The organism is Janthinobacterium sp. GW823-FHT06H09, assembly GCF_058794735.1.
The window spans coordinates 1-15,658 of sequence record NZ_JBXAHC010000005.1; the positions used below are offsets into that span (position 1 = coordinate 1).

Annotated in this window: 10 protein-coding genes; 2 read left to right on the forward strand and 8 right to left on the reverse strand. The window is 62.5% G+C overall.

Features of this window, described 5'->3' with window-relative positions:
* Nucleotides 1–166: 166 nt before the first annotated feature.
* The 4 genes from AC1Q6X_RS09115 to hppD form a co-directional block, all read right to left on the reverse strand.
* Nucleotides 167–2,890 (reverse strand): TonB-dependent receptor plug domain-containing protein, encoded by a 2,724-nt coding sequence (locus AC1Q6X_RS09115; RefSeq protein ID WP_492496551.1) that lies wholly within the window; start codon nucleotides 2,888–2,890, stop codon nucleotides 167–169.
* A 165-nt stretch (nucleotides 2,891–3,055) separates the two neighbouring features.
* The gene (locus tag AC1Q6X_RS09120) at nucleotides 3,056–4,555 is read right to left on the reverse strand and encodes a S41 family peptidase (RefSeq protein WP_492496553.1); all 1,500 of its coding nucleotides are present in this window, start codon (nucleotides 4,553–4,555) and stop codon (nucleotides 3,056–3,058) included.
* A gap of 124 nt (nucleotides 4,556–4,679) precedes the next feature.
* A complete protein-coding gene (locus tag AC1Q6X_RS09125; protein WP_492496555.1) occupies nucleotides 4,680–8,276 on the reverse strand; it encodes an indolepyruvate ferredoxin oxidoreductase family protein in 3,597 nt (1,198 codons plus the stop codon).
* A 358-nt stretch (nucleotides 8,277–8,634) separates the two neighbouring features.
* Complete coding sequence (gene hppD / locus AC1Q6X_RS09130; RefSeq protein ID WP_070313026.1) at nucleotides 8,635–9,762, reverse strand: 4-hydroxyphenylpyruvate dioxygenase; 1,128 nt, start codon at nucleotides 9,760–9,762, stop codon at nucleotides 8,635–8,637.
* A gap of 125 nt (nucleotides 9,763–9,887) precedes the next feature.
* Here hppD and AC1Q6X_RS09135 point away from each other — a divergent pair, with 125 nt between their 5' ends.
* Complete coding sequence (locus tag AC1Q6X_RS09135) at nucleotides 9,888–10,412, forward strand: Lrp/AsnC family transcriptional regulator (RefSeq protein WP_070220829.1); 525 nt, start codon at nucleotides 9,888–9,890, stop codon at nucleotides 10,410–10,412.
* Here AC1Q6X_RS09135 and AC1Q6X_RS09140 read toward each other — a convergent pair.
* The 4 genes from AC1Q6X_RS09140 to AC1Q6X_RS09155 all read right to left on the reverse strand — a co-directional run bounded on the left by AC1Q6X_RS09140 (nucleotide 10,404) and on the right by AC1Q6X_RS09155 (nucleotide 14,990).
* Nucleotides 10,404–11,108 carry a GNAT family N-acetyltransferase gene (locus AC1Q6X_RS09140; RefSeq protein ID WP_070220830.1) on the reverse strand — a complete coding sequence of 235 codons (705 nt, stop codon included), beginning with the start codon at nucleotides 11,106–11,108 and terminating at the stop codon, nucleotides 10,404–10,406. The genes AC1Q6X_RS09135 and AC1Q6X_RS09140 overlap by 9 nt on opposite strands.
* A gap of 87 nt (nucleotides 11,109–11,195) precedes the next feature.
* Nucleotides 11,196–12,293: a multifunctional CCA addition/repair protein gene (locus AC1Q6X_RS09145; RefSeq protein WP_492496558.1), complete on the reverse strand. Its 1,098-nt coding sequence runs from the start codon at nucleotides 12,291–12,293 to the stop codon at nucleotides 11,196–11,198.
* A 12-nt stretch (nucleotides 12,294–12,305) separates the two neighbouring features.
* Complete coding sequence (locus AC1Q6X_RS09150) at nucleotides 12,306–13,022, reverse strand: glutathione S-transferase family protein (protein ID WP_070220832.1); 717 nt, start codon at nucleotides 13,020–13,022, stop codon at nucleotides 12,306–12,308.
* 12 nt (nucleotides 13,023–13,034) lie between these two features.
* Nucleotides 13,035–14,990, reverse strand: coding sequence for a lytic transglycosylase domain-containing protein (locus AC1Q6X_RS09155; protein ID WP_492496560.1), 1,956 nt, complete (start codon nucleotides 14,988–14,990; stop codon nucleotides 13,035–13,037).
* A 65-nt stretch (nucleotides 14,991–15,055) separates the two neighbouring features.
* Here AC1Q6X_RS09155 and AC1Q6X_RS09160 point away from each other — a divergent pair, with 65 nt between their 5' ends.
* Entirely contained in the window at nucleotides 15,056–15,655 is a 600-nt protein-coding gene (locus AC1Q6X_RS09160; protein ID WP_492496562.1) for a 5-formyltetrahydrofolate cyclo-ligase, read from the forward strand.
* Nucleotides 15,656–15,658 lie beyond the last annotated feature (3 nt).

Consider the following 15,658-nt stretch of genomic DNA (forward strand, 5'->3'; position numbering starts at 1 on the left):
AAGTACAAAACGCCCGATGCGGTGCATCGGGCGTTTGTGCAGCAATAAATACTGTCAACCTATTTTAGGACTGGACACCTCCAACACCGCAAAGGCTGGGGTCAGACCCTCAATGCCGCTGACTCAGAGACTTGCGCCAACGTTCGCGGGGGTCTGGCCCCGGGTTTCAGCTACCGAAGTGGTAATTGAATTCGACCCATCCCTGGCGTCCCTGCGGGCTGTAGCTGCCCACCGGATAGTACGGCCAGCCGCCGCTGTCGTCGCGCTTGATCTTGTCGAATACGTTGTTGACGATCAGCGACAAGGTGGCTCGGTCGTTGATGCGGTACACGGTGCTGATGTTGGCCAGCGCCGTCGGCGTCAGATAGGCTTTGCCGGCGGCGTTCGGGATCTTGCTGTAGCGGCTGACCAGCAAGGTGTTCGACCAGTCGCCAGCGCTCCAGTTCACGCTCAGGTTGAGCTTGTCGCGCCAGTCCGAATTGTTCAGCGATTTGAGCTCGTCGATCTCTTCGTCGCCGACGAATTGCTGCGATTTATTGCTCAGCACCTTGGCGTAGTTGGCCTTGAAGGCAAAGCGGCCATAGTCCGTCGTGCGCAGCAAATACTTGACGCTGATGTCGATGCCGCTGCTGCTCTGCTTGGCCGCGTTGATCGGATTGACGGTGATGGTCTTGATCTCGCCGGCACGGTTCAGCGCATTGGCGGCAAAGCGCTCGACGCGGTTCAGGGTATCGACGCAGGTCGGCGAGTTGATGTCGGTCTTGCCCAGGCGGCAATCGGCTTCATCGCGCAGTATCTTGTCGGAGCTCAGGTTGGTTACCAGGTCGTCGATCTTGATATTCCAGTAGTCGACCGAGACGTCGAAATTGGATGTCGGCGACCAGACGGCGCCCACGCCGAACGACTTGCCCTTCTCCGACTGCAGATCCTTGCTGCCGTTCTGCACATAGTCGGCGCCCGGCGATTTGTTCGCGTAGTCGCAATCATCGATGGCCTGCCCGGCGACGCCGCAGCGGTAATAGTCGGTGGTGCTCGAGTAGTAACCGGTGCCGCGCGCCTTGTAGATGTAGTTCATGTCCGGCGCGCGGAAGCTGGTGGCGTAGTTGGCGCGAAATAGCAGCTCCGGCGCGGGACGCAGTTCCAGGCCGCCGTTATAGGTGAACTTGCCGTCATGGCGGCCGGCAAAGCTGTAGCGGTCGTAGCGGCCGGCCAGGGTGCCGGTCAGCTTTTCATGCAGCGGCAGGTTCACTTCCGCCCCCAGCGCATAGCGGGTGCGCGTGCCGGCCGTGATGTCGGACTTGGTGGCGACGTTGAAGTAACCTTCGTTCAGGCGCGCGTCGGGCACGTTGCTGAAGCCCTGCTTGCCCACTTCGGCGATGGTGGCGATCTTCGCCACGCCAGCGGGAAGCTGGAACAGGTCGCCGTTGGTAGCCAGACTCAGGGTATTCGTCCAGGCCTTGTCGTCGCTGTCGGAATTGCCCGTGATGCTGTCGAACTCGGCCGCCGTCACGCGGCGCGACAGGCGTGCCGGATCCGGCGCGTAGACCGGCACGCCGGCGGCATCGGTGCCCAGTTTCGGACCCAGGAAGAAGCTGTCGATATTGGCCAGCGCGCGCGGCGTGTGGCTTTCGCTCTTGTACACCGAGGCATTGTAATTGGCTTCGTATTGCCAGCTGCTGGTGCCCGGCACGCGGCCCTTGGCGCCCAGCGAGATGGCTGTGGCCAGGTCCTCCCACTTGCGGTTGTAGCGCTCCACGCCGCCCATTTCCTCGGGCGAGATGTAACGCGTCCACGCTTCGTAGCGATCGGTATTCTGGTTGCGGAAATAGCTGCTGCCCGTCGACGACGACGTCCACGTCGGGCCGCGCGTGTTGTTCTCGGTCGAGTTCTTGCCGATCAGGAAGTCGGCGAACAAGGTCGTTTCCGGCGACAGCTCATAGTTGGCGCTGCCGAACACGTTCTGGCTGCGGTTCTTGGTTTGCGTGGTCCAGTAAGTGGGGCCCACTTTCGGGCTGGCGCAATAGCTGCCGTTCTTCGCCTGATACTTGACGGTGCTGCCGCCGAACAGGTCGCCGAACTGCGTGCAGGTGTCGCCCAGGTCCACATAGGTGCCGGAAGTCCCCGCCTTTACCAAGCGACGCGACGCGATATTCGTCGGCGTGCCCGAGCGGGTGGCCATGAAGTCGCGCTGCAGGCTCGACAGCGGATCGCGCTGGCTCAGCTCCACGCTGAACAAGGTATGCAGCTTGTCGAAATTGCCGCCGCCCGTCAGCTGCACGCGCTGGTTGCCGGCGCCGCCGCGCGTGGTGCCGCCCGCCTTGACGTTGATATCGAAACCTTCCGTCTGCTTTTTCAGGATGACGTTGACCACGCCGGCGATCGCGTCGGAACCATAGATGGCCGAGGCGCCGCCGTTGAGGATCTCGATGCGGTCGACAATGCTCGACGGGATATTCGCCAGGTTGGTGAAGTTGACCGTGCCTTCGTAGGCGACGGGGAAGTCGGCCAGGCGGCGGCCATTGAGCAGGATCAGGGTGTGGTTCGGACCGAGGCCGCGCAGGCTGATGGTATTGGCCGACGGCGTAAACGTGTTGCCGAAGTCCTCGCCTTGCGTAAAGCCGCTGTTCTGTACCTGGTTGGTCAGCGCATCGAAGACGTTCTTGTACCCTTGCTTGGTGATTTCATCGCCCGTCAGGATGGTGACGGACGATGGTCCCTCCAGGCTGGCGCGGGGAATCCGCGAACCGGTGACCACGACGGCTGGCGGGGTGGCCGCCGGCTGCTGATCCGCTGCGGGCGCTTGCGTCTGCGCGTGCGCCTGCCATGCGGAACCGCCAAGGATGGCCAGTACGGCTACGGTGAGCGGTGGTAACTTGAATTGTATAGGCATCTTTGCGCTTCTCAAGGTTAGGGAGAAGGCGAAAGATATCAAGATGCCAGCAATTACAGAACGAATGGATTCGTCTTTCTATATATCATAATTGTTATATAGAAATATTTATGAGAAGAAAGATGCCCCACCCTCATCCAGGAAGGGGGGCAACATGGGGTTTTATCATTTCAATACAGCAATTTCCTTGTAGGCCGGGCGCAGCAGCCGCGCGGCCGTTTCGGCCGGACTCGCCATCGAACCCGGCAGCCTGAGCGCGCCCGTGGCCGGGGTACAGCTGCCGCTGCCGCGGTAGCGCAACGCCGCCGCCAGCATGGCTTCGGCAGGATCGCCCAGCGCGTGCTGGTAATCGTCCGTCACGTCGCACGTTGGCGCCATACCATCGGCAAAGTCGCCAAAGCCCTTGGCGTTGACACCCTGGAACTGCACGGCGAAATACGTGGTGCCGCAATTCGGCGTGGGATAGAAACCATAGGGCTTGCCGCACGTCGTGCCGCCGATCAGGTTGACCTGCACGTCGACGCCGCGCAAGCCGTTGATGATGGCTTCGCTGGCCGAACAGGTATTGCCCGTCGTCAGCAAGGTCACGCGCTTGAGGCCCAGCGAAGGCAAAGGCGTGCCCTTGGGCAAGGGATTCGGCCCGGCAAAGCCCTGGCTTTGCGTGTGGAATGGCACGGGCGCTTCCGGCCGCGTCTTGTCATTGGCCAGCACCTGCTCGAAGGTCTTGCCGGTGGTGACTTGCGGACCGGCAATCATGTAGGCGAGCTCGCTGGCGACATCGAGATAGCCGCCGCCGTTGTAGCGCACGTCAAGCACCAGGTCGCTGATGCCGGCCGCCTGGAAGCGGCGCATGGTCTCGACCAGCTGGCGTTCGGCCACGTTGTTGTGGGTGTTGAAGGTCAGGTAGCCCACCTTGCCCGTGGGCGTGTCGATGATGCGCTCGTTTTGCACGGCGCTCGTGCTCACTTCCACCGCCTGCAGGTTCGCCGAGAGGGGCGAGCCATTGCGGCTGAACGCCAGCGTGTGCGTGCCTTGCGCTGCAGGGAACAGGCCGGCGTTAATGATCTTCACGCTGGCAGCGTCGGGGGCATTGACGAAATCGGTGCCATCGACGGTTTGCAGCTCATCGCCGCGGCGCAAGCCCGCCAGGTCGGCCGGCGAGCCTGGCTCGACGATCGAGATCACGGCCTTGCGCGGCGGCGTGGTGCGCGTCAGCGCCAGCAACATGCCGTAACCGAGCTCCACGCCGTTGAGCGAGGCTTCCCATTCGGCCGTCGTATACGTGAAATGGAACTGGTCCTTCGGCTTGCCGGACGCCGTCGTGGCCGTTGTTTTGAGCACATCGAAATACGCCTTGGCCGTGGAAAAGCTTTGCGGCAGGTAGGTGGTCGGCACTTCGCGGTACCACAGATACGTTTCATCGATCCAGCTGCGCACCCACGTCTGCTCATCGAGCAAGCTGCCCGGCTTGTCGATGCTGCTGCCGCTGCGCGGCGCCTCGCAACGGTTCGCCACCGTGGAGGAGGCAACCAGCGCCGTCGGCCCTGTCGGAGTCACGGGCGGGACGACGGGCGCGCTGTCGCTGCTGCCGCCTCCGCCCCCGCCGCAGGCACTCAACACACATACGAGGGAAACAGCGAGGGAGCCAAGTCGCAGGAAATGCATGAGAAACTTTCCATAAAGAAATTATCGAAAAATTATAATGCGTTTCGCCAGCAAGCGTTGCTTTCTTTGATACAAAAAAAATGGCGCCCGCAGGCGCCATTGCTACAGCGAGGAACTCACTCCATCACGCCACAGTGGCCGCCACGGGTGCTGCCACGACGGGCGGCAGCGGCGTCGGCGCATTGAAGGCGATCAAGAGACTCGCTTCTTTCTCTTTCGCCGCCTTCAAATGACGCTCCTTCACGTGGCCATAGCCGCGGATGTCTTCCGGAATGCTGGCGATCGCCACGGCTTGCGCCAGCTTGGCCGTCGTCAGCTTCGGCAGCAAGCCGCCCACCGTCGCGCGGTATTCCGCGATCAGCGCACGCTCCATCTTGCGCTCGGCCGTATGGCCGAACACGTCGAAGGCCGTGCCGCGCAAGCCCTTGAACTTGGCCAGCACGCCGAAGGCCTTCAGCATCCACGGGCCATATTCCTTCTTGATCAGATGACCCTGGGCATCCGTTTTCGCCATGATCGGCGGCGCCAGGTGGAACTTGAGCTTGATGTCGCCTTCGAACATGGACGCGATCTTCGCCTGGAAGGCGCCGTCCGTGTACAGACGCGCCACTTCGTACTCGTCCTTGTAGGCCATCAGCTTGTAGAAGTAACGGGCCACGGCTTCCGTCAGGCGCAAGTGCGGACCGTTCAGTGCGCTTTCGGCGGCGCGCACCTGGCCGACGAAGTCCAGATACTGCTGCGCATACGCGCGGTCCTGGTAAGCCGTCAGCAGGGCCACGCGCTTTTCGATGATGTCGTCGAGCGTGTCGATGCGCTTGAATTCCACCACCTTCGCTGGCGTGGTCATGCGCACCAGACTGGCCGCATCGTGGGCGCCCGCGCGGCCCCAGTTGAAGGCCGCCTTGTTGAATGCCACCGAGACGTTGTTCAAGTCGATGGCCTTCATGATGGCCGCTTCGCTCAAGGGTACCTTGCCCTTTTGCCAGGCGTAACCGAGCATGAACATGTTCGTCGCGATGGAGTCGCCCATCAGCGCCGTGGCGATCTGGCCCGCGTCGATGAAGTCGACGTGGTCACTGCCGCAGGCCTTTTCGATTTCCATGCGCGCCGAAGCGCCGGGGAATTGCCAGTCCGGATTCTTCACGAAGGCGGCCGTCGACGAGCTGGTCGAGTTGATCATGGCCCAGCTGCGCCCCTCTCCCATGCGCGACAGGGCGTCGCGGCTGGCCGTGACGATCAAATCGCAGCCGATCACCAGGTCGGCCGCACCCGTGCCGACGCGCGTCGAGTGGATATCTTCCTGGCGGTCCGCCAGGCGCACGTGCGACATCACGGGGCCGCCCTTTTGCGCCAGGCCGCTCATGTCCAGCACGGAACAGCCCTTGCCTTCCACGTGGGCCGCCATGGCCAGGATCTGGCCGACGGTGACGACACCCGTGCCGCCGATGCCGGTCACCAGAATACCGAACGGCTCGGCCGTCGATGGAATGCTTGGCGTCGGCAAGGCCGGTGCGGCTGGCGCATCCTTGTCGGCGGCAGCCGCCTTTTTCGGCTTTTTCAGGCCGCCGCCTTCCACCGTCACGAAACTGGGGCAGAAACCCGTCGTGCACGAGAAATCCTTGTTGCACGACGACTGGTTGATCTGGCGCTTGCGCCCCAGTTCCGTTTCCAGCGGTTCCACCGACAGGCAGTTCGATTGTACGGAGCAGTCGCCGCAGCCTTCGCAGACGGCTTCGTTGATGACGGCGCGCTTGGCCGGGTCCGGGTATTCATTGCGTTTCCGGCGGCGGCGTTTTTCCGAGGCGCAGGTCTGGTCGTAGATCATGGCCGACACGCCGGGCATGTCGCGCAGCTCGCGCTGCACGTCCATCAGTTCGGAACGGTGGCGCACGGTGACGCCTTCGGCCCAGGCGTAATCGTCCGGGTATTTTTCCGGTTCGTCCGTGACGACGATGATGGGACCGACGCCTTCGGCGGCGATCTGGCGCGAAATGATGGCCGGAGATAATGGCCCGTCGAATTCCTGGCCGCCCGTCATGGCCACCGCATCGTTGAACAGAATCTTGTAGGTGATGTTGACCTTGGCCGAGACGGCCGCGCGGATGGCCAGGATGCCCGAGTGGAAATACGTGCCGTCGCCGAGGTTGGTAAACACGTGCTTTTCATTCGTGAACGGCGCCTGCCCCACCCAGGTGACGCCTTCGGCGCCCATGTGGGTAAAGGTCGACGTTTCGCGGTCCATCCACAGCACCATGTAATGGCAGCCGATGCCGGCCAGCGCGCGCGAGCCTTCCGGCACCTTGGTCGAGGTATTGTGCGGGCAGCCGGAGCAGAAGAACGGCGTGCGGTCCTTTTGCGGATCGGGTTTTACGCTGATGGCCTTGAGGACGTTTTCCTTCGCTTCCAGGTAGGCGATGCGTTCCTTCACGCGCTGCTCGACCGGATGGCCCGCGTAGTAGCGCGAAATGCGGCTGGCGATCGCGCGGGCGATCATGGCCGGGTTCAGTTCATACGTGGCCGGCAGCAGCCAGTCGCCGTGCCCCGTACCCTTCTGGTTGCTCCACTCGCCCGTGTCGTCGAACTTGCCGACCACGCGCGGACGCTCGCCGTCCTTCAGGTTGTACAGCTCTTCCTTCAGCGCGTATTCGAGGATTTGCCGCTTTTCTTCCACCACGAGGATTTCGTCGAGGCCCTTGGCGAATTCATGCACGCCGTCCGCTTCCAGCGGCCAGGTCATGCCGATCTTGTACAGGCGGATGCCGATGTCGGACGCCGTCTGCTCGTCGATGCCGAGATCCGCCAGCGCCTGGCGCGTGTCCAGATACGATTTGCCGGCCGTGATGATGCCGATGCGCGCCTTCGGGCTGTCCCAGATGATTTTATTGAGCTTGTTGGCACGCGCATACGCCAGCGCCGCATACCATTTGTAGCTGTTCATGCGGACTTCTTGTTCCAGCACCGTGTCGGGCCAGCGGATGTTCAGGCCGCCGGCCGGCATCTCGAAGTCCGTCGGCAGGGTGATCTGCACGCGGTCCGGGTCGAAATCGACGGCGGCGCCCGACTCGATGATGTCGGTCACGCATTTCATCGACACCCACAAGCCCGTGTAGCGGCTCATGGCCCAGGCATGCAAGCCGTAATCGATGTATTCCTGCACCGACGACGGGTACAGCACGGGGATGCCGCAAGCGTTCAGGATATGGTCGGACTGGTGCGCCGTGGACGACGATTTCGCCGCATGGTCGTCGCCGGCCAGCACCAGCACGCCGCCGTGCTTGGCGGAACCGGCGTTATTCGCGTGCTTGAAGACGTCGCCGCAGCGGTCGACGCCGGGACCCTTGCCGTACCACATGCCGAACACGCCGTCGTATTTCGCGTCTTCGAACAGATTCGTCTGCTGCGTGCCCCAGACGGCCGTCGCGGCCAGGTCTTCGTTCAGGCCCGGGTGGAATTTGACGTGGTGTTCATCGAGGTATTTCTTGGCCTTGATCGCCGTCATGTCGACGGACGTCACAGGCGAACCGCGGTAGCCGGTGATGTAGCCGGCCGTATTCAGGCCAGCTTTTACATCGCGCTCGCGCTGCAGCATGGGCAGGCGGATCAACGCTTGCGTGCCCGTCATGAAGGCGCGGCCACGCTCCAGGGTGTATTTGTCGTTCAGGGAAATTTCGGACGCGTGCGCGCCCGGCTCAAGACTCGAGCCCTTGATTGGTGCATTCATTACTTGTCTCCATTATTCTCTGTGCTACGCGTGCAGGTCGGTTGAACTCACACGTACCGGCCGCGCTTTATGAGCAATGCCGGTGCGGAAAAATGACTTGTTTGTCGTAGACTACCACAGGAAGGCGCGCAGTTCTTTGCTGCGCTGCACTCCCGTGTTCTTGCCTTTTTGCTGCTTCTTTTTCTGGCAATGTCGGCAATGTCGGATGACGCTGCGCTCATCCGACCTACAGATATTGGCCGCTTGCTGGCAATGTCGGATGACGCTGCGCCTCGGCGGCCCCGCTAATCCGGCCTACCGGGCCATTCGTGTAGGTCGGCTTAGCCGGAACGGCGTAAGCCGACAAACAGCCCCCGGCTTAGGCCGCGTTCGTATCTTTCAGCACGCCGCGCTTGATCTGGTCCAGCTCGATCGACTCGAACAGCGCGCGGAAGTTGCCTTCGCCGAAGCCCTGGTCGCCCTTGCGCTGGATGATCTCGAAGAAGATCGGACCGATCACCGTCTGCGTGAAGATCTGCAGCAGCAGTTCGCGTTCGTTTTCCGTGCTGTGGCCATCGATCAGGATGCGCAGCCGGCGCAGTTCTTCCAGCTGCTCGCCGTGGTTCGGCAGGCGGCGGTTGACCAGCTCATAGTACGTTTCAATCGTGTCCTGGAAATCGATACCCGTATCGCGCATGCCTTGCACGGAGGCATAGATATTGTCCGTGCCCAGGGCGATGTGCTGGATGCCTTCGCCATGGTACTGGTCCAGGTATTCGGCGATCTGCGACTTGTCGTCCGACGATTCGTTGATCGGGATGCGGATCTTGCCGCACGGCGAGGTCATGGCCTTCGATTTGAGGCCCGTCAGCTTGCCTTCGATGTCGAAGTAGCGCACTTCGCGGAAGTTGAACAGGTTTTCATAGAAGCTTGCCCATTCCTTCATGCGGCCACGGTGCACATTGTGCGTCAGGTGGTCGATGTAGGTCAGGCCATGGCCGACGGGATTGGCGACGGCGCCGGGAATGGCGACGAAATCGACGTCATAGATACTGATGTCGCCGATGCCGCCCGGTGCGGCCGCGTCCGGCTTGTCGGCGCCCTTGCCGCGCCAGCGGTCGACGAAGTACAGCAGCGAATCGCCCACGCCCTTGATGGCGGGGATATTCAGCTCCATCGGACCCGTTTTGTTATCGAAACCCCAGGCGCCCAGTTCCAGCGCGCGGCGGTACACGAAGGCCGCGTCGTCGACACGGATGGCGATGGCGCACACGGACGGGCCGTGATGGCGGGCAAAACGCTGCGCGAACGAATCTTGTTCGGCATTGATGATGAAATTGATGTCGCCCTGACGGTACAGGGTGACATCCTTGTGACGGTGGCGCGCGATGGCCGTGAATCCCATGTTCTCGAACAGCTTGCCCAATGCTTTTGGGTCTGGTGCTGCATACTCGACGAACTCGAAACCATCGGTACCCATCGGGTTATCCCAAGGCTGAAATTGCATGATGTCTCCTCCAAGAAGTAGCGCACAGTATAGGCGTGGGTCACGGGCATTAAATGCCAAAGATCTCCCGAACAATCATGATTTGCGCAATAATATTGCGTGAAATACGAACCACCGGAGGAAGCATGAGCAAAATTACGCTGGATAAAACGGATCGCAAGATCCTCGCCGTCCTGCAGGCCGATGGCCGCCTGTCGAATCAGGACGTGGCCGAGCAGGTCAGCCTGTCGCCGTCGCCATGCTTGCGCCGCGTCAAACGACTGGAAGAAGCGGGCGTGATCCGCCAGTACGTGGCCCTGCTGGACCCGGAAAAGATCGGCCTGGGCTTGCTGGCCTACGTGAACGTGCGGCTGGAAAAGCACAGCGACGCCACGGCCCACAGCACGGCCCGCGTGCTGGCGCCGAATCTGGTGACGAATACCTCGCCGCGCGCCGACTTCGCCGTGGCCGTGGCGCATTGGCCGGAAGTGGTGGCCTGCTATGCGATGACGGGCGAAATGGATTATCTGTTGCGCGTGCACGTGGAAGATATGGAGCACTTTTCGCGCTTCATGATGGCTACCTTGCTGCGCCACCCGGCCGTGCTGGACGTGAAATCGAGCTTTGCCTTGCAGCGCATCAAGGATACGACGGCCCTGCCCTTATTGTGATGGCGGCCCGGGCTGCTTCTTGCGCCCCGGCAAGCGTTCGAACAGTTTGCTGGCGGCGCGCGCATTCGCCTTGAACGTATAGTCGAACATGGCGAACTGCTCTTGCACGGCTTCCTGCAGCATGCTCGTCGGGTTCGGCGGCAACAGTTTCAAATAAGCATCAGCTTCGCCATAGTCGCGCTGGATTTCCATGCCCGCCTTCTTGGCGATATGCATCATCGTCTTGTTGGACGACAAACAATGCATGTACAGGGTATCGACATCGTTGTTGCGGCAGTGAATCGCCGCCCGCTCGAACAGTTTCGAACCCACGCCCATGCCGCGCATCGATTTCGACACGGACACGCCAAATTCCGCCACCTGCTCCTTGTCCGTCACCACGCTTTTCGCCGGCGACTGGTCCTTCGGCGCAAACGCCAGATGGCCCACGCCCACCAGTTTGAACAGGCTGTTGTAGACGCCGTAGATCATGTCGCGCGAGAAATCCATCTTTTGCACGTACTGCGCGACGAGTTCATCGGGCAAGGCGCTGCCGAAGCGCAGCAAACGGTCGCTTTTCTCGAGCGACAGAAAATGCTTCATCATGCGGCGCCGGTCGCGCTCATGCAACTGCTTGACGAGCACGGTCGGGCGCCCGCCGCCGCTACGGCTGAGCCAGCGGCGAAACGGGTTTTGAAACAGCTTGGGTAAGGTCACGTCGACTCCTGGGGGCGGTGCTGCGGCACGTCAGGCCGTTATTGTGCAGTGCAACATCATGGCGCCATTGTAGCCTATTCCCGCCGTTCAAGCCTGGGCCAGGAAGGCCGCCACGGCCGCCACCCGCGCCGCATGGATGACTTCGGGAATGCGTTTCGGCTCCGTACAGCCTTGCGCCAGCGCACCCGCATTCACGCCGCGCGCCGCGTCCAGCCCGCCCTGCAGCCGCGCCGCCTGGGGAAAGTCGCCGGTGACCAGTCCGTCGCAAGCCACGGCCTGCAGCAGTTGCACGAAGCGCTGCGGCTTGCGCAAGCCGTCGCAGCGTTCGCACAGACTGACGATGGCTTCGGCGCCCAAGTCCAGCGCGCCGTTGATATTGTCCCGCTCGCGCGCTGCCATGACGGCCAGTTCGCGGCACTCGTTGGGCACGCGCAGGCGCTCGCTCAGCTGCTCGATGGCATCCTTGCTCAAATGCAGCATCAAGGCGGCAAAGCGCACGGGCAAGTCATGACCTTGTGCGGCCGCGTGGTCGACGACCTGCAGCAAGCGCTCGCTGATGGTAATTTCCCCCATGATGCGCGCCAGGGCGCCGCACTCGTGCAGCACCGTCAGCATGCGCGCAGGATGGCTTTCCATCAGTCCCTTGGCCACTTCCTGCCACACGCGCTCGGCCACCAGGGCATCGACTTCTCCGTCCAGCACCATCCGGCGCATCAGCGCCATGGTGGCCGGTGCGACAGTGAAAGTATGAAAACGGGCGGCAAAGCGGGCCAGGCGCAAGATGCGCACGGGGTCTTCGCCGAACGCGTCGGAGACGTGACGGAAGATCTTGTTCTGGATATCCGCGACGCCGCCGAAAGGGTCGGTCAACGTCCCATCCTCGGCTTGCGCGATGGCGTTGATGGTCAGATCGCGCCGCACCAGATCGTCTTCCAGGGTGACGTCGGGCGCCGTGTGGAAGACGAAACCCCGGTAGCCGGGGGCCGTCTTGCGTTCCGTGCGGGCCAAGGCGTATTCTTCCTGCGTCTTCGGGTGCAGGAAGACGGGAAAATCCTTGCCGACGGGCCGGAAACCCTGGCGCAGCATGTCTTCCGGCGTGGCGCCCACGACGACGTGGTCGTGGTCTTTCACGGGCAAGCCCAGCAGTTGGTCGCGCACCGCGCCACCGACCGTGTAAATCTTCATGGTCACTTTTCTTTAATCGGGGAGTTCCGCGTCGTGCTTGGGCGCCGTTTCCGTTTCCGCCAGCGCTTCCGCGATCCAGCGGGCCACCGCCGGGTGCGCCTGCACGCGCTCGCAGTAGGCGTTCAGGGCCGGTGCCAGCGACACGCCATACGTGCGGAAACGCATGACGACAGGGGCGAAATATGCATCGGCGATGGAAAACTCGCCAAACAGGAACTGGTGGTGGCCAAAGCGCGACAGGCACTCTTCCCAGATTTCGCTGATGCGGCCGATGTCGGCCTGCGCGGCGGCCGTGCGGCCACGGCCCGGCAACTTCGCCTTGATATTCATCGACATATCCGTGCGCAAGCCGGTAAAGCCCGAATGCATTTCCGCACAGACACAACGCGCCATGGCGCGCGCGGCCACATCCTGCGGCCACAGGTGTTTATCTGGAAACTGCTCGGCCAGGTATTCGCAGATGGCCAGGCTGTCCCAGATCGTGATCTCGCCCGCCAGCAGCACGGGCACCCGGCCGCAAGCCGAATATTCGGCAATTTTGGTGGCCGTGTCGCTCTGGTCGAGCAGCACGCGTACTTCATGGAACGGAATACCGAAGGCCGTCATGGCCACCCACGGGCGCATCGACCACGACGAGTAATTCTTGTTGCCGATGATGAGGGTCAGGCCCGGCTCGCGGGCAGCGGCCAGGGTTTGCGTCAGGCTGGGGTCAAGGATGGTCGTTTGCATGGTCGGCTAGCTTTAGTTGGATGATGGCAAATCGGCCGCGACGGCGCTGTTTTTCGGCCCCACGGTGCCCAGGCGCGCTTTCAGCGATTGCGGGCTTTTTTCGAACAGGGCCGCGTAGTACGTGGCGTTGGCCATCACGTTCTTCACGTAGCCGCGCGTTTCCGTGTAGGGAATGATCTCGGCAAAGACGGCGCCTTCCAGCGGCCGCGTCATGGTGGCGCGCCAGATGCGCAAGCGCCCCGGCCCCGCGTTGTAGGCGGCGCTGGCCAGCACTTGCGAACCGTCCAGGCCACCGAGCACCATGTTCAGGTAATTCGTGCCCAGCAAGACGTTGGTGCGCACATCGCTCAAGGTTTCCGTGACGAAATCGGTCAGGCCGATCTTCTTGGCGACATACCGTGCCGTCGACGGCATGACCTGCATCAAACCGGACGCGCCCACGTGCGACTGCGCATCCATGATGAAGCGCGATTCCTGGCGGATCAAGCCGTACACCCAGGCCTTGTCCAGGCCCAGGGTTTGCGTGGCCGGATGCATGACGTCGTCGTGCGGCGTCGGATAGCGTTGCGTATAGTCCACTTCCAGGCGCGTGCGGTCGGAAGTATTGACCATGCGGTCGAGCACATTGTTCTGGCGCGCAAACTCCGCGGCGGCCAGATGTTGCCGGTCCGTCATCGAACGCAATTCCCAGTTCCACTCGCGCGTGCCCTCGAAGCGCAAGCGCATATTGAAGAATTTCAAGGCGCGCTGCAGCCCCGGATTGGCGGCCATGGCGGCGATTTCCGCCGGCGTGACGGGCTGGCCCGGCGGCGGCAAGACCAGGTGGTTGCCCAGCTCTTCATTGGCCAGCAAGCCGTAGAAATTCGATTGATCGCTGATCGTGCGGTACAGGGCGTCAGCCTGCGCATTCGGGCGGCCCGGCGTTTCCGCCTGCTGCGCGCGCGCCAGCCAGTACACCCAGGTCGGGTCCGCGCGCAGCGAGGCCGGCATGGCCTGAATCGTCGCCTTCACCTGGGGCCAGTTGCCTTCACGCAAGGCGATACGCGCCTTCCATTGCATCTGCTCCTGGGTCAGCGGTGCGCCATTGGTTTTTTGCCAATATTCGAATGCTTCCGGCGCCAGCGAATACGACGCCTGCAGGGCCAGGCTGGCCCAGCCGATAGCCTGTTCCTGCGCCGTCAGCTGCGCACTGGCCTTTTGCAGCGCCACCACGCCCAGTTTCAAGGTGCTTTTCGCCATGCGGCCCACCGCCACCAGGTACATCTCGTGGTCGGCACGGCTGGCGCCCGGCCCCTTGGCCAGCACCAGCGCGGGCAAATCGATCGCTTGCGCCATCTTCGCGTCGGACGCGCCCAGCAGCAGCGCGATGCGGCGCGCCGGGCCCGTGGCGTTGGTCTGGCCCGCCAGGCGGATCTGCGCCCACAGGTCGTTCGCGTCGAACTGGCCATTTTGCGCCAGTGCGGCGATCAGGCTGCCGCACGCTTCGCCATAGCCCGGTGGCGAGACGAGCAGCTTGCGCGCCTCGGACGCCACGTTCTGGCCCTTGGCGGCGCGCGACATCAGCGCATAGCACTTGAGCTGGGTATCGTCGTCGAGGGCGAATTGCGGATATTGTTCATCGAACACGACCCAGTCGCGCTTGCGGCCCAGTTCCAGCAGCCAGTCGTTGCGGAAACGGTCGGCGATGGCGCTGCCCTTGTAGCGGTTCAGGTAATCGCGAAATTGCGCCTCGGTCAGCAGTTTGATGCGCGGTTTCAGCCGATAATAGTCAACATACGAGGGAATCTGGTAATTCGTCAGGCGCCCCGCATAAAAGTCGGCTTTTTCGACGTCATCCTTGCGCGCGGCGTCGCGCAGCAGCAGGAAGGCATCGTCCTCGCTGCGCGTGTCGGGGGCGGCTGGGGGGACGGTGGCGGATACCTGGGCCAGGGCGGCCAGGGGAGACAAGGCCGATGCAACACACAGCATCGTGCCGGCAATCCATTTCAGTGGGGAAATCAATGTACGACTCTCAATCTTAACTTGATGGTGATATGAATAGCGACCCTAGAATAACATGCGATCCGGCTACACGGCCACCCATTGCGCCACAGGAAAAAGCCAGCTTGCGCAAAGCCTTGCTGGCGGCCAGGCGCGCCCTGCCCGAGACCACGCGAGCAAGGTGGGATGCGGCCATCGCGCAGCGCCTGCTCGACTGGTGCGCGCAAGAAAACGTCAAGGAACTGGGCGTGTACTGGCCCCTGCACGGCGAGCCGGACTTGCACGAGGCATATGCGCAGCTGGCCGCGCGCGGCGTGCAATTAAGCTTGCCGGTGGTGCTGGAAAAACATGCGCCGCTGGCATTTTCCGACTGGACGCCGGGCGAGCCCATGGTCAAGGATGGCATGGGCGTGGCCGTGCCCGAGCAATTGCGCCTGCGCCCGGCGCCCGCCACCCTGCTTGTGCCCTGCCTGGGTTTTAATCAGGAACGCTTTCGCCTCGGCTATGGCGGCGGCTATTACGACCGCACCCTGGCGGCCACGCCCCGTCCGCGCACCCTCGGCGTCGCCTATGCCTGCCTGGCGGCAAATTTTCCCAACGGCGAATACGACATCGCCCTCGATCACATCGTGACCGAGGGCGATCTGCTCTAACGC